The organism is Frigoribacterium sp. PvP054 (genome assembly GCF_040547465.1).
Taxonomy (GTDB): domain Bacteria; phylum Actinomycetota; class Actinomycetes; order Actinomycetales; family Microbacteriaceae; genus Frigoribacterium.
Genome location: NZ_JBEPPU010000004.1, coordinates 1 through 13,841, shown reverse-complemented (window position 1 = coordinate 13,841; position 13,841 = coordinate 1). Strand labels below are relative to the sequence as shown.

Annotated in this window: 13 protein-coding genes; 9 read left to right on the top strand and 4 right to left on the bottom strand. The window is 70.1% G+C overall.

Annotation, left to right across the window (positions count from 1 at the left end):
• Positions 1–106 precede the first annotated feature (106 nt).
• The 3 genes from folE to ABID81_RS07080 are packed head-to-tail and all read left to right on the top strand — an operon-like array spanning position 107 to position 2,389.
• Complete coding sequence (folE, locus tag ABID81_RS07090; protein ID WP_354594109.1) at positions 107–694, top strand: GTP cyclohydrolase I; 588 nt, start codon at positions 107–109, stop codon at positions 692–694.
• The gene (folP, locus tag ABID81_RS07085) at positions 687–1,628 is read left to right on the top strand and encodes a dihydropteroate synthase (RefSeq protein ID WP_354594108.1); all 942 of its coding nucleotides are present in this window, start codon (positions 687–689) and stop codon (positions 1,626–1,628) included. Before folE ends, folP begins: the two co-directional genes overlap by 8 nt.
• The gene (locus ABID81_RS07080; RefSeq protein WP_354594107.1) at positions 1,625–2,389 is read left to right on the top strand and encodes a pyrimidine reductase family protein; all 765 of its coding nucleotides are present in this window, start codon (positions 1,625–1,627) and stop codon (positions 2,387–2,389) included. Before folP ends, ABID81_RS07080 begins: the two co-directional genes overlap by 4 nt.
• A gap of 36 nt (positions 2,390–2,425) precedes the next feature.
• Here ABID81_RS07080 and dhaM read toward each other — a convergent pair whose 3' ends face one another.
• The 3 genes from dhaM to dhaK all read right to left on the bottom strand — a co-directional run bounded on the left by dhaM (position 2,426) and on the right by dhaK (position 4,925).
• Positions 2,426–3,112 carry a dihydroxyacetone kinase phosphoryl donor subunit DhaM gene (gene dhaM, locus ABID81_RS07075; protein ID WP_354594106.1) on the bottom strand — a complete coding sequence of 229 codons (687 nt, stop codon included), beginning with the start codon at positions 3,110–3,112 and terminating at the stop codon, positions 2,426–2,428.
• Between the two features lie 2 nt (positions 3,113–3,114).
• Positions 3,115–3,765: a dihydroxyacetone kinase subunit DhaL gene (gene dhaL / locus ABID81_RS07070; protein ID WP_354594105.1), complete on the bottom strand. Its 651-nt coding sequence runs from the start codon at positions 3,763–3,765 to the stop codon at positions 3,115–3,117.
• A 158-nt stretch (positions 3,766–3,923) separates the two neighbouring features.
• Positions 3,924–4,925: a dihydroxyacetone kinase subunit DhaK gene (gene dhaK, locus ABID81_RS07065; protein WP_354594104.1), complete on the bottom strand. Its 1,002-nt coding sequence runs from the start codon at positions 4,923–4,925 to the stop codon at positions 3,924–3,926.
• Positions 4,926–5,122: 197 nt separating this feature from the next.
• On the opposite strand from dhaK, the gene ABID81_RS07060 reads away from it, so the two are divergent.
• Positions 5,123–5,860: an MIP/aquaporin family protein gene (locus ABID81_RS07060; protein WP_354594103.1), complete on the top strand. Its 738-nt coding sequence runs from the start codon at positions 5,123–5,125 to the stop codon at positions 5,858–5,860.
• Between the two features lie 158 nt (positions 5,861–6,018).
• The gene (glpK, locus tag ABID81_RS07055) at positions 6,019–7,539 is read left to right on the top strand and encodes a glycerol kinase GlpK (RefSeq protein WP_354594102.1); all 1,521 of its coding nucleotides are present in this window, start codon (positions 6,019–6,021) and stop codon (positions 7,537–7,539) included.
• Positions 7,540–7,680: 141 nt separating this feature from the next.
• Here glpK and trpD read toward each other — a convergent pair whose 3' ends face one another.
• Positions 7,681–8,736, bottom strand: coding sequence for an anthranilate phosphoribosyltransferase (trpD, locus tag ABID81_RS07050; protein ID WP_354594101.1), 1,056 nt, complete (start codon positions 8,734–8,736; stop codon positions 7,681–7,683).
• 105 nt (positions 8,737–8,841) lie between these two features.
• Here trpD and ctaE point away from each other — a divergent pair, with 105 nt between their 5' ends.
• The 4 genes from ctaE to qcrB are packed head-to-tail and all read left to right on the top strand — an operon-like array spanning position 8,842 to position 13,086.
• Positions 8,842–9,486, top strand: a complete 645-nt coding sequence (gene ctaE, locus ABID81_RS07045) for an aa3-type cytochrome oxidase subunit III (RefSeq protein WP_194593768.1) — start codon at positions 8,842–8,844, stop codon at positions 9,484–9,486.
• A 21-nt stretch (positions 9,487–9,507) separates the two neighbouring features.
• The gene (gene qcrC, locus ABID81_RS07040) at positions 9,508–10,323 is read left to right on the top strand and encodes a cytochrome bc1 complex diheme cytochrome c subunit (protein WP_354594100.1); all 816 of its coding nucleotides are present in this window, start codon (positions 9,508–9,510) and stop codon (positions 10,321–10,323) included.
• Between the two features lie 37 nt (positions 10,324–10,360).
• Positions 10,361–11,428 (top strand): cytochrome bc1 complex Rieske iron-sulfur subunit, encoded by a 1,068-nt coding sequence (gene qcrA / locus ABID81_RS07035; RefSeq protein ID WP_056256107.1) that lies wholly within the window; start codon positions 10,361–10,363, stop codon positions 11,426–11,428.
• Positions 11,429–11,475: 47 nt separating this feature from the next.
• Positions 11,476–13,086, top strand: a complete 1,611-nt coding sequence (gene qcrB, locus ABID81_RS07030; protein WP_354594326.1) for a cytochrome bc1 complex cytochrome b subunit — start codon at positions 11,476–11,478, stop codon at positions 13,084–13,086.
• The last annotated feature ends 755 nt before the right edge of the window (positions 13,087–13,841 follow it).

Here is a 13,841-nt window from a genome sequence, read left to right as displayed (position 1 = left end):
TCTTACCCAGTTACCGTGGGAGACGCCCCGGATGAGGTAGCACGGGGTGGGCAGAACGCCCGTCACGGACGGCGCGACCGATCCCGTCGCCTGAGAGGATGGTGCGATGACCCACCCGCCGATCGACCGGCCCCGCATCGAGGCCGCCGTGCTCGAACTGCTCGCCGCGATCGGTGAGGACGTCGGTCGACCCGGGCTCGAGTCGACGCCGCGGCGCGTCGCAGACGCCTACGCCGAGTTCTTCTCGGGGCTCACGGTCGACGCCACCGACCTCGTGGCCCAGGCCACCGTCTCGGCCGAGAGCCACCAGCTCGGCGAGGTCGTCATCGTCCGCGACATCTCGTTCCGTTCGGTGTGCGAGCACCACCTCCTGCCCTTCGTCGGCGTCGCCCACGTGGCCTACGTGCCCGGTGAGACGATCGTCGGGCTCGGCGCACTCCCCCGGGTCGTCGACGCCGTCGCCTCGCGGCCGCAGCTGCAGGAACGCCTCGGTGAGGAGATCGCCGAGGCCGTCCAGGCCGGTGCCCGTCCCGACGGCGTGCTCGTCGTGCTCGACGCGGCGCACGGCTGCGTGACGACGCGGGGAGCTCGACAGACCCGCAGCACGACGGTGACGCTCGCCAGCAGGGGCGTCCTGTCCGAGCCCTCGGCTCGCGCCGAGGCCGTGGCCCTCATCGGCGCGTCCCGTGTCTGACCCCGCGAGCGGCCGTCGCGAGGCCGCCCCGTCGGCGGTCGTCCTGCCGCCCCTCCGCGTCCCCGTGCGGCGCATCGGGGCGCGCACCGTCGACTTCTCCCGCCAGGTCGCCGTGATGGCCGTCGTCAACCGGACGCCCGACTCGTTCTTCGACCAGGGCGCCACCTTCGCGCTCGACCGGGCGGTTCGTGCCGCCGTGGACGCGGCCGAGGCGGGTGCCGACTGGGTGGACATCGGCGGCGTCCCGTTCGCCCCGGGGCCCGAACTGTCACCCGCCGACGAACTCGACCGGGTGCTGCCGGTGGTCGAGGCCCTCGCCGGCCGGTCCGACGTCGTCATCTCGGTCGACACCTTCCGTCCCGAGGTCGCCGAGCGGGTCGTCGCCGCCGGGGCCCACGTGATCAACGACACCACGGGGCTGCACGACCCGCGCCTCGCCGACGTGGTCGCCGACTCCGACGCCACGCTCGTCGTCACCCACAGCCTGGCCGCACCGCGTCGCCCCCATCCCCGCCCCCACTACGACGACGTCGTCGCCGAGGTCGTCGAGTTCCTGACCCGCCGGGTCGACCTCGCTCGGGCCCACGGCGTCCGCGACGACCGGATCGTCGTCGACCCGGGGCACGACCTCAACAAGACCACGCGGCATTCGCTCGAGCTCACCAGGCGACTGTCCGAGGTGGCGGCCCTGGGGCACCCGACGCTCGCCGCCGTGTCGAACAAGGACTTCGTCGGTGAGTCGCTCGGCCGTGACAGGCCCGACCGTCTCGCCGGTTCGCTCGCGGCGGCCACGGTCAGCGTGCTGCAGGGCGCGCGCATCGTCCGGATGCACGACGTCCGGGCCAGCGTGGACGCCGTCCGCATGGTCGAGGCGATCCTCGGCTGGCGGGACCCCGTCGTCGAACGCCACAACCTCGAGGACGAGGCCCCGTGACCGCGACCACCGTCACGCAGCTGCATCCCGCTCCCCCGCGGGCCGGCGCCGTCCTGACGGTCGACGACCTCGTCGACCTGCACAGCCCGCCCGACCGCTCCAGCCCCCGGGTCCGAGCGAACTTCGTCGCGAGCGTCGACGGCTCGGCGACGGCCGCCGGCCGGACGCGCGACCTCGGCGGCCCGGCCGACCTGCTGGTGTTCGACCTGCTGCGTCGGCTCTGCGACGTCGTGGTGGTCGGGGCCGGCACCGTCCGCGACGAGGGCTACGGTCCGATGCGGCTGGACGACGACGCCGTCGCCTGGCGCCGCGCGGCCGGGCTGCCCGACCACCCCGTGTTCGCGATCGTCTCCGGCACGCTCGGCCTCGACCCGACGAGCGGGGTGTTCACGGACGCCCCCGTCCGCCCGGTCGTCCTGACGCACGACGGAGCCCCTCGTGACGCCCGCGCCCGACTCGGCCAGGTCGCCGACGTCGTGTCGTGCGGTCGCGACCTGGTCGACCCGCGCCTCCTCGTCCGGGCCCTGGTGGAGCGAGGTCTGACCCAGATCCACACCGAGGGCGGACCGGCGCTGTTCGGCGACCTGGTCGCCGCCGACGTGGTCGACGAACTCTGCCTGACGGTCTCACCGAACTTCGAGGGGGGCGCCGGGCCACGCATCGTCGCGGCCCGCGAGGCGATGGCGCTCAAGGGACTGGCCCTCGACCACGTCCTGCTCGCGGACGACATGCTGCTGACGAAGTGGTCGCGACGCCGCTGACGACGACGCCCGGGAGGCGCGGGTGGCGCGGGGCGGTCAGCTCGCCTTCTCGCCGAACCCGCCCTCGATCAGCGTGATGAGGTCGTCGACGGCCGCGGCGGCGTCGGGCCCCGTGGCCATCACGGCCACCGTCGACCCGACGCCCACGTTCAACCCCATGATGCGCAGCAGGCTCTTCGCGTCGACGCCGTTGACGGTCACGTCCGCCTGGTACTTCGACGCGTGCGTGACGAGGTCGGCGGCCGGGCGGGCGTGCAGTCCGGACTCGTTGACCAGCACGGCCGAGCGCTCGATCGCGTCTCCGCCGCGCAGCTCGCGCTCGTCGGCGTGGGCGTCGGCGACGCCCGTCGCGGTGCGGGCCGCCGCGGCGACGGCGTCGAGGTCTCCCCCGGTCTCGGCGGCGACGGCCGCGGCCACCGTGCCTTCGACCAGCGGGGCGTCCGCGATGACCACGCGCTCCTTGTCGGCGTCGTCGAGGAAGTCGACGGCCGTCTCGCTGGTCAGGATGGCCGAGCCGAGGTCGCAGAGCACGACGGCTCCCCCGCCGGCCCCGGCCACGGCCAGGGCGGCCGAGATCTTGTCGAAGCTCGTGCCGATGGCGCCGTCGTCCGTCCCGCCGGCGGCGACGAGGGTCGTCGTCGGCGCCATCTGACGGGCCAGGTCGACCACGCCCTCGGCGATCTTTGCGCTGTGGGAGACGACGACGATTCCGATGGTGGGCATGCTCAGGACTCCTTGGTCGTGCCGTCGGCGGCGTCCGCCGCCGCGGCGATGATGAGGGACGACGACTGGGCGCCGGGGTCCCGATGGCCGACGGCTCGTTCGCCGAGGTAACTGGCCCGTCCCTTGCGGGCCACCAGGGGCTCGGTCGAGGCGGCTCCGGCCGCGGCGGCGTCCGCGGCCGCCCGGAGGACCTCCGCGGGGCTCGCTCCCCCGGCTGCGGCAGCTGCGGCGGCGTCGACCGCCGGCGTCCAGGCGTCGATCATGGTCTTGTCGCCCACCTCCGCCTTGCCGCGCAGCACCACGCCGTCGCGGGCCGCCGTCAGGAACGCCACCAGCGCCTCCGAGTCGAGCTCGGTCGCGTCGCCCAGAGCGGCCGACCCCTTGAGGTACGCCGTGCCGAGCAACGGACCCGAGGCGCCGCCGACCGTCGAGATCAAGGTCGTCGCGACGAGCTTGAGCGCCGCACCCGGCGTCGCGTCCGCGGGCAGGTCGGCGAGCCGGCTGCGGACGGCGGTGAATCCCCGCGAGAGGTTCTCGCCGTGGTCGCCGTCGCCGATCTGCCGGTCGAGCTCGCTGAGGGCGGTGTGCTCGGCGGCGACGACGTCGGCCGTGCGGTCGATCCAGGCCCGGGTCCAGGTGGCGTCGAGTGTCATGCGGTCGTCGATCCTCTCGTGGTGCGGTGTCTCGTGGTGCGGTGTCTCGTGGTGCGGTGTCTCGTGGTGCGGTGTCGTGGCGTGGGGCGTCCCGGTGTCGCCGCGGGGTGGGCCGTCGCGTCCGCGTCCTGGTCGGACGGGGCTCCGTCGACGCCGGGTCACCGTCCCCGGCGGAGCGCAGCCGTCTCGACCGGCGCGTCCCAGAGCTCGGTGAGTTCGTCGTCGAGACGCGTCAGCGTGATCGACATGCCCTGCATCTCGAGTGACGTGACGTACGAACCGACGAGGCTGCGCGTCACCTCGACCCCCTGACCCTCGAGCACCTCGGCCGCATGACGGTAGGCGATGTACAACTCGACCAGCGGCGTGCCCCCCATGCCGTTCACGAAGAGCAGCACCCGGTCTCCGGACGCGACTCCGAGGTCGTCGGTCACGGCGGCCAGCAGCCGGTCGACGACCGCGTCGACGGGCTCGAGCGGTACGCGCTCACGACCGGGCTCTCCGTGGATGCCTATGCCGATCTCGATCTCGTCGTCGGCCAGCGTGAAGCTCGGCTCACCGGCGTGCGGGACCGTCCCTGCCGTGAGCGCCACCCCCATCGACCGGGTCGCCTCATTCGTCCGACGGGCCACCTCGGCCACCGCGTCGAGCGAGTCCCCGCGTTCGGCCGCGGCCCCGGCCGTTTTCTCGACGACGACGGTGCCGGCCACGCCCCGTCGACCCGCGGTGTAAAGCGAGTCCTTGACCGCCACGTCGTCGTCGACGAGCACGGATCGGACCGTGATGCCCTCGGCCTCGGCGAGGTCGGCGGCGGTCTCGAAGTTGAGGACGTCGCCCGTGTAGTTCTTGACGATGTAGAGGACGCCGGCCCCGGCGTCGACGGCCTGGGTGGCTGCGACGATCGGGTCGGGCGTCGGCGAGGTGAAGACGGGGCCGGGCACGGCGGCCGAGAGCATCCCGTGGCCGACGAACCCGGCGTGCAGGGGTTCGTGACCGCTCCCCCCTCCGCTGACGATCGCGACCTTGCCCGGCACGGGGGCTGCCGCGCGCCGGACGAACGTCGGATCGTGCGAGACGACCACGAGGTCGGCGTGCGCCGCTCCGAAGCCGGCCACGGCCTCGTCGACGACGTCGGACGGATCGTTGATGAGCTTCTTCATCGAAGTACCTTTCTCGGCGCGGGAGGCGGTGCTCGGGGCACCAGGCTGTCGCTCAACCTACTCCCAGGGCACCCCGATGCACATATGTGCAAACCCCCGATGTTTCCTTCTCATCCCGTGTGATCACAGCACTAAGGTGTTGACACACGCTCACCGCGGGTGCACTGTCGCCCCGCCGTACGACAAGGAAGGTCGACGTGAACCTGGGATTGATTTTTCTCTCTGAAACGGTGGGCACCGCGATGCTGCTCACCCTCGGTGGCGGCGTCGTCGCCAACGTCGCGCTGACGAAGACCAAGGGCTTCAACGGCGGGACACTCATGGTCAACTTCGGCTGGGGCCTCGCGGTCTTCGTCGGGATCCTGGTCTCCTACTCGTCGGGCGCCCACCTCAACCCGGCCGTCAGCATCGCGCAGCTGATCCTCGGCAACATCACGTTCGGGGCGTTCCTCGTCTACGTGCTGGCCCAGATGGTCGGAGCGATCATCGGTGCGGTCGTCGTCTGGCTCGCCTACAAGCAGCACTTCGACGACGAGCCCGACCCGGCCACCAAGCTCGGCGTCTTCTCGACCGGCCCGGCCATCCGCAACTACGGCTGGAACCTCGTGACCGAGATCATCGGCACCTTCGTGCTGGTCTTCACGATCATCGCCATCACCAACGGCGCCTCACCGAACGCCGCCAACCTCGGCCCGCTCGGCGGCCTGGCCGTCGCCCTGCTCGTGGTCGGCATCGGCGCGTCGCTCGGTGGCCCGACCGGCTACGCCATCAACCCCGCCCGTGACCTCGGTCCCCGCATCGCCCACGCCTTCCTGCCCATCAAGGGCAAGGGCGGCAGCGACTGGTCGTACGCCTGGGTGCCGGTCGTCGGCCCGCTCGTCGGCGGCGCCCTCGCGGCGCTGCTGTCCTTCCCGCTCCTCCCCCTGGCCGGCTGACCCCGGCATCCACCTGATCGGCCGAGGCCGGCCCACCCGCGCCGACCGACCCCGATCGCACCACCCGCTCCCAGCAGAGGCTCGGGCCCGTCCGCTCGAATGGACCGTCCCGGGCCTCTGTGCGAGCCGCATCCATCAACGACGAAGGAGTTCCACCCGTGAGCGACACCGACTACGTCCTGGCCATCGACCAGGGCACCACCAGCACCCGCGCCATCATCTTCGACCACTCGGGTTCGATCGTGGCCACCGGCCAGAAGGAGCACGAGCAGATCTTCCCCCGTGCCGGTTGGGTCGAGCACGACCCCGCCGAGATCTGGGAGAACACCCGCGAGGTCATCGGCCAGGCCCTGTCCCGCGCCGACATCACGCGTCACAACATCAAGGCCGTCGGCATCACCAACCAGCGCGAGACCGCCGTCGTCTGGGACAAGACCACCGGCAAGGCCGTCTACAACGCGATCGTCTGGCAGGACACCCGCACGCAGCCCATTGTCGACCGCCTCGCGGCGGACGGCGGCGTCGAGCGCTTCAAGCCGATCGTCGGCCTGCCGCTCGCCACGTACTTCTCGGGCACGAAGGTCGTCTGGATCCTCGAGAACGTCGAGGGTGCCCGCGAGAAGGCCGAGGCAGGCGACCTGCTCTTCGGCACGACCGACACCTGGGTCCTCTGGAACCTCACGGGCGGCACCGACGGCGGCGTCCACGTCACCGACGTGACCAACGCCTCGCGCACCCTGTTCATGGACCTCGAGACGCTCCAGTGGCGTGACGACATCCTCGAGGCGTTCGACGTGCCGAAGTCCATGCTTCCCGAGATCAAGAGCTCGTCCGAGGTCTACGGCACGGTCGAGGCGTCGAGCCTGCTCCGCGAGGTGCCGATCGCCGGCATCCTGGGCGATCAGCAGGCCGCGACCTTCGGCCAGGCCGCCTTCGACCAGGGCGAGTCGAAGAACACCTACGGCACCGGCAACTTCCTGATCTTCAACACGGGCGAAGAGATCGTGCACTCGAAGAACGGGCTGCTGACGACGCTCGGCTACAAGCTCGGCGACGCCGCCCCGCACTACGCGCTCGAGGGGTCGATCGCCGTCACGGGCTCACTGATCCAGTGGCTGCGCGACAACCTGGGCCTCATCGGCTCGGCCCCCGAGGTCGAGGAGCTCGCCAAGACCGTCGACGACAACGGTGGCGTCTACTTCGTCCCCGCCTTCTCGGGCCTGTTCGCGCCGTACTGGCGCTCCGACGCCCGAGGCGCCCTCGTCGGCCTCACGCGGTACGTCAACAAGGGCCACATCGCCCGGGCCGCGCTCGAGGCGACCGCGTTCCAGACCCGCGAGGTGCTCGACGCCGTCAACGCCGACTCGGGCGTCGACCTGACCGAGCTGAAGGTCGACGGCGGCATGACGGCCAACGACGCCCTGATGCAGTTCCAGGCCGACATCCTCGACGTCCCGGTCGTCCGTCCGGTCGTCGCCGAGACCACCGCCCTCGGCGCGGCCTACGCGGCCGGTCTCGCGGTCGGCTTCTGGGAGACCCTCGACGACCTGCGCGCCAACTGGCAGGAAGACAAGCGCTGGACGCCGAACATCGACGCGGACGAGCGCGACCGCACGCTCCGCCTCTGGAAGAAGGCCGTCACGAAGACCTTCGACTGGGTCGACGACGACGTCAACTGATCCACGCCACGCGAAGGGCCCGTCCGACAGGACGGGCCCTTCGTCGTCGCCTCGACGCGACGGCCGCGAGCCGGCACCGCCGACCCGAGGAGGCGCGGCGACGGTCAGGAGGCGCGGCCCGCGTCACGAGGCGCGGCCGCGTCACGAGGTGCGCGTCGCCGCCACCCACTGGTCGAGCTTCGCGATCGCCGCTCCCGAGTCGACGGCCCGGGCCGCGACGTCGAGCTGCTCGCGGAACCGCGCGAGGATCGGTCGCTCCCGCTGGCCGGGGTCGGCGGCGAGCCCGTACGACACCAGGCCCGCGGCGGCGTTCAGCAGGACGATGTCGCGGACCGGCCCCCGGGCCCCGGCCAGCACTTCGCGGGCGACGCCGGCGTTGTGCTCGGCGTCCCCGCCGATCAGGTCGGCGATGCGCGCCCTCGGGATGCCGAGCTCGAGCGGGTCGAGGTCGTGCTCGGTCACCGAGCCCGCCGTGACCTCCCAGATGTGGCTGTGGCCCGTCGTCGTGAGTTCGTCGAGGCCGTCGTCGCCTCGGAACACCAGCGCCGTGGCACCCCGGGTCTGGAACACGCCCACGATGAGCGGCACCTTGTCGAGCGACGCGACGCCGACCGCGCTGGCCTCCGGTCGTGCGGGGTTGACCAAGGGGCCGAGGAAGTTGAACACGGTCGGCACCCCGATCTCACGACGGACGACGGCGGCGTTGCCGAAGCCCGGGTGGAAGGCGGCGGCGAAGGCGAAGGTCAGGCCGGCCTCCTTCAGCACCGCCGCCACGCGGTCGGCGCCGATGGAGAGGTCGATGCCGAGGGCCGAGAGGACGTCCGACGAGCCCGAGGACGAGCTCGCGGCACGGTTGCCGTGCTTGATGACCGGCACGCCCGTGGCGGCCACGACGATCGACGCCATGGTCGACACGTTGACGGTGCCGAAGCGGTCGCCGCCCGTGCCGACGATGTCCACCGCCATGCTGTCCACCGGCAGGGCCACCGCGTGGGCGAGGACCGCGTCGCGGAAGCCCACGATCTCGTCGACGGTCTCGCCCTTGGCCCGCAGGGCGACCAGGAAGGCCCCCAGCTGCGCGGGGGTGACGTCGCCCGTCATCACCTGGTCCATCGACCACGTGGCCTCGTTGATGGAGAGGTCCCGACCGGTGAGCAGAGCGTCGATGATCAGGGGCCAGGTGAGCTCGGAGGTCATGCCCACAGGCTACCGGCGCGGCCGGACCCGTCCGATGTCTCGTCGTCAAGGGAAATTCCCGACCCGGGGTTTCCGGCGCAAACCCAGGGCGAGTTACCAGGCATAATGGACCTCGTGACAAGTACCTCTCTCTCGAGACCTTCTGGCGGCCCGGTCGTCAACCGACCCAGCACGGTTGCCGTGGGCACCATCGTGTGGCTCGGCAGCGAGGTCATGTTCTTCGCCGGCCTCTTCGCGATCTACTTCACGCTGCGCTCGACGTCTCCCGGCCTCTGGGCCGACCAGACGGCACTGCACAACGTGCCGTTCGCCCTCACGAACACGATCACGCTCGTGCTCTCGTCGGTGGCCTGCCAGTTCGGCGTCTTCGCCGCCGAGCGCATGCAGCCGCACCGTACCGGTCGCCTCTTCCAGGTCGGCCGCTGGGGCATGGTCGAGTGGTTCTTCCTCACCTACGCCATGGGCGCGGTCTTCGTCTGCGGCCAGGTCTACGAGTACGCGACCCTCGTCTCCGAGCACGTGACCCTCAGCTCGAGCGCCTACGGCTCGGCCTTCTACATGACGACCGGGTTCCACGGCGCGCACGTCATCGGCGGTCTGATCGCCTTCCTCCTCACCATCGGTCGTGCCTACGCCGTCAAGAACTTCGGGCACAAAGAGGCCACCACGGCCATCGTCGTGTCGTACTACTGGCACTTCGTCGACGTGGTCTGGATCGGCCTCTTCATCGTCATCTACCTCCTCAAATAGGCATTGGATCGTCTGCACAGCATGTTCTCCAGAACCTCGTCCTCCCGACGCACCAAGAAGGTCGGCCGTCGCGGCCCCGTCGCCACCGCCTCCTTGCTGCTCGTCGGCCTGCTCACCACGGGTGGTGCCTACGCCCTCTTCTCGTCGACCGCCTCGGCGGACGAGAGCAGTGCGACCGCGACCTCGCAGCAGAGCATCGACGAGGGCCAGAAGCTCTTCGCCTCGAACTGCGCCACGTGCCACGGTCTGAGCGCCGCCGGCACCGACAGCGGCCCGAGCCTGATCGGCGTCGGTGCGGCGTCGGTCGACTTCCAGGTCGGCACCGGTCGCATGCCCATGGCCGTGAACGGTCCGCAGGCCGAGCAGAAGCCCACCCAGTTCTCCGACGAGCAGGTCGCCGCCATGGCCGCCTACGTCGCGTCGTTGGCCCCCGGCCCCGCCATCCCCGACGACTCGTTGCTGCAGGCGGACGGTGACACCACCAACGGCGCCGAGCTCTTCCGCATCAACTGCGCCATGTGCCACAACGTCGCCGGTGCCGGTGGTGCCCTCACGCAGGGCAAGTACGCCCCGCCGCTCGAGGGCGTCACGGCGCACCACATCTACGAGGCCATGCAGACCGGCCCGCAGAACATGCCGGTCTTCAACGACCTCAACCTGTCGCCCCAGGACAAGGCCGACATCATCACGTACCTCAAGTACGTCGAGAACACCCCGTCGCCGGGTGGATTCGAGCTCGGAAGCCTCGGCCCCGTCGCCGAAGGCCTCTTCATCTGGATCTTCGGGCTCGGTGCGATCGTCGCGATCACCATCTGGTTGACCGCCCGGTCGAACTGACCCGCGTTCTCTCCGTACTTCACGAAAGGCAGAAACAATGGCAGAGCACGACGACGAGGCCCCCACGGCGGGCTCGGCTGTCGAGAAGCGCGAGCCTCGACAGGTCTCGGCCGGCACGGCGGTCGTCACGTCCGACGTGTTCCAGAACCCGGGCGAACCGCCGCACCGCGATCGCGTCACCGACATCGACCCCAAGGTCGAGAAGCGTGCCGAACGCCAGGTCAGCCTCTTCTTCTTCCTGTCCATCGTCGGCAGCATCGCCGCCATCGGTGCCTATGTGGCGTTCCCTATCACCTCGGGTGACTCGGGCTCCGTCCGACTGAACAACCTCTTCCTGGGGCTGGGCATCGCCCTCGGCCTGCTCTCGGTCGGCATCGGTGCCGTGCACTGGTCCAAGACCCTCATGCCCGCGCGTGAGATCACCGAGATGCGGCACGACACCCGCGGGTCGGAGCCCACGCGCGAGAAGGCGGTCGAGGTCTTCGCCCTCGGCAACCACGAGAGCGGTTTCGGACGCCGGTCCCTCATCCGCAACAGCCTCATCGGCGCCCTCGTCGCGACTCCCCTGCCGGCCGTCGTCCTGTTCCGCGACCTGGCACCGGCCGAAGACCCGAACGCGGTCCTCCGCCACACCCTGTGGGAAGAGGGCATGCACCTCGCCACCGACCCCGCCGGCGCCCGCATCCGTGCGTCCGACGTCACCCTGGGTTCCGTCTTCCACGTGATCCCCGAGAACCTCAACGAATCAGAACACCTGCTCGAAGAGAAAGCCAAAGCGGCCGTCCTCCTCATGCGCCTCAAGCCGGAAGACCTCCACCCGGCCGAGGGACGCGAAGACTGGCAGTACGACGGAATCGTCGCCTACTCGAAGATCTGCACGCACGTCGGCTGCCCCGTGGCACTGTACGAGCAGCAGACACACCACCTGCTCTGCCCCTGCCACCAGTCCACGTTCGACGTGACCAACAACTGCGAAGTGATCTTCGGGCCCGCCAAGCGCCCCCTGCCGCAGCTGCCCATCACGGTGGACGCCGACGGGTACCTCGTCGCGCAGAGCGACTTCCACGAACCTGTGGGCCCGAGCTTCTGGGAGCGCGAAAAGTGATCACCACCACCCCGACACACGGTGCCGAGCCGGCCACGTCCGACAACATCGGCAAGGCTCCCGCCTTCGCGCCGACGAAGACCAACAAGATCCTCGGCGCCACCGCGAACTACATCGACGAGCGCACCAGCATGTCCGGCCTGGTCAAAGAGGTCGGTCGCAAGATCTTCCCCGACCACTGGTCGTTCATGCTGGGTGAGGTCGCCCTCTACTCCTTCGTCGTCATCCTGCTCTCGGGCACGTTCCTGACGTTCTTCTTCCAGCCGTCCATGGCCGAGGTCAACTACAACGGGTCGTACGTCCCGCTGAAGGGCCTCAACATGTCGGCCGCCATGGCGTCGACGCTCGACATCTCGTTCGACATCCGCGGTGGTCTGCTCTTCCGTCAGATCCACCACTGGGCAGCCCTGCTGTTCGTGGCCGCGATCATGCTGCACATGCTCCGCGTGTACTTCACGGGGGCGTTCCGCAAGCCGCGTGAGATCAACTGGGTCGTCGGCTTCTCGCTCTGGATCCTCGCCATGGCCGAAGGTTTCACCGGCTACTCGCTTCCCGACGACCTGCTCTCCGGCAACGGTGCTCGAATCATCGACGGCATGATCAAGGGCATCCCCGTCATCGGCGTGTGGATCTCGTACCTGGTCTTCGGTGGCGAGTTCCCCGGCACCGACATGGTGGGGCGTTTCTACTCGCTGCACATCATGCTGCTGCCTGCCCTGCTCATCGCCCTCCTGGGTGTGCACCTCCTGCTGCTGATCATCAACAAGCACACCCAGTTCGCCGGGCCGGGCAAGACGAACCAGAACGTCGTGGGCGTTCCGGTCATGCCCGTGTTCGCGGCGAAGGCCGGTGGGTTCTTCTTCATCGTCTTCGGCGTCATCGTCCTGATCGCCTCGCTGTTCACGATCAACCCGATCTGGAACTACGGGCCGTACGACCCCTCCCCCGTGTCGGCCGGTACCCAACCCGACTGGTACATCGGCTTCGCCGACGGCGCCCTGCGTCTCGTCCCGCCGGGTTGGGAGTTCGTCGCCTTCGGCTACACCGTCTCGATGAACATCCTCGTGCCGATCACGGTCCTCGGTCTGTTCATCGTCGTGGTCCTGCTCTACCCGTTCTTCGAGGCCTGGGTCACGGGTGACAAGCGTGAGCACCACATCCTGGACCGCCCTCGCAACGCCCCGACCCGCACGGCGATCGGTGCCGCCGGCATCGTGTTCTACGCCAGCCTCTGGGCGGCGGCGAGTTCCGACATCATGGCGACGCACTTCCACCTGTCGTTGAACTACGTGATCCACGCCTGCCAGGCTGCGTTGATCCTCGGCCCGTTCATCGCTTTCTGGGTCACCAAGCGCATCTGCTTGGCACTGCAGAAGAAGGACCGCGAGATCGCCCTGCACGGCTACGAGTCGGGCCGCATCGTCCGCCTTCCCGGTGGCGAGTACATCGAGGTGCACGAGCAGCTCGACGAGTACGAGCGCTGGCGCCTGCTCGACTTCAACGAGTACGAGCCCCTCATGGTCCGGCCGAACGCCAACGGCAAGATCACCGCACTCCAGCGGGCACGAGCCTCGGCGTCGTCGTTCTTCTTCGAGGACCGCATCGCCCCGGTGAAGCGCTCCGAGATCGAGGCATCACACCACGACGAAGGTCACTGACACCACGACCATCTGACGGACGAAGGCCCGGTCGCACATTCTGTGCGATCGGGCCTTCGTCATGCACGCTGCGGGTCGGGTCGGGTCGCGTCGGGTCGGGTCGGACGTCGTCCTCCGGCTCCAGCCGAGGCACTCGTCGAACGAGCGGCTCGAAGCCCGTCCGGAGCATGGCTCGCCGCTGCACCGTGCGCGGCGTGAGCTCGAGCAGGCAGCGCTACAGCCGCGGGCGCTCCCGAGAACAGGGACGCCCTCTCGACGGCGCCCCGAGGGGACGGCCTCCCCACTCGCCTTCACCGAGCGTGCTGTCGAGCTCATGCCGTGGTCTGCACCCATGAAGGCCGACGTCCCGACCACTCGCTGCACCCCGGCCGAATGACGGCTCGAGGGCCCGAGGCCCGGGACCCTGGCACGGCCTCACCTGACGGCGGGCCGCTCGCCAGGGACGAAGTGCGAACCTCACCATGCAGGCCAGCTGGGCTCGTCGTAGGCGGGCTGGCCTCGTCGTGGGCCGGCTGCTGGGCTCGTCGTAGTCGGACTGGGCTCGTCGTAGTCGGACTGGGCTCGTCGTAGTCGGACTGAGCCCGTCGTAGTCGGACTGAGCCCGTCATAGGCGGGCGGGGCTCGTCGCAGGCGGGCGGGACTCGTCGCAGGCGGGCGGGGCTCGTCGCAGGCGGGCGGGGCTCGTCGCAGGCGGGCGGGGCTCGTCGCAGGCGGGCGGGGCTCGTCGCAGGCGGGCGGGGCTCGTCGCAGGCGGG

What these genes read in the sequence shown, in the direction of transcription:
- folE (WP_354594109.1), top strand. Translation starts at nt 107, where the DNA reads ATGACCCACCCGCCGATCGACCGGCCCCGCATCGAGGCCGCCGTGCTC.
- dhaM (WP_354594106.1), bottom strand. Translation starts at nt 3,112, where the DNA reads ATGCCCACCATCGGAATCGTCGTCGTCTCCCACAGCGCAAAGATCGCC.
- dhaL (WP_354594105.1), bottom strand. Translation starts at nt 3,765, where the DNA reads ATGACACTCGACGCCACCTGGACCCGGGCCTGGATCGACCGCACGGCC.
- dhaK (WP_354594104.1), bottom strand. Translation starts at nt 4,925, where the DNA reads ATGAAGAAGCTCATCAACGATCCGTCCGACGTCGTCGACGAGGCCGTG.
- trpD (WP_354594101.1), bottom strand. Translation starts at nt 8,736, where the DNA reads ATGACCTCCGAGCTCACCTGGCCCCTGATCATCGACGCTCTGCTCACC.
- ctaE (WP_194593768.1), top strand. Translation starts at nt 8,842, where the DNA reads ATGGACCTCGTGACAAGTACCTCTCTCTCGAGACCTTCTGGCGGCCCG.
- qcrC (WP_354594100.1), top strand. Translation starts at nt 9,508, where the DNA reads ATGTTCTCCAGAACCTCGTCCTCCCGACGCACCAAGAAGGTCGGCCGT.
- qcrA (WP_056256107.1), top strand. Translation starts at nt 10,361, where the DNA reads ATGGCAGAGCACGACGACGAGGCCCCCACGGCGGGCTCGGCTGTCGAG.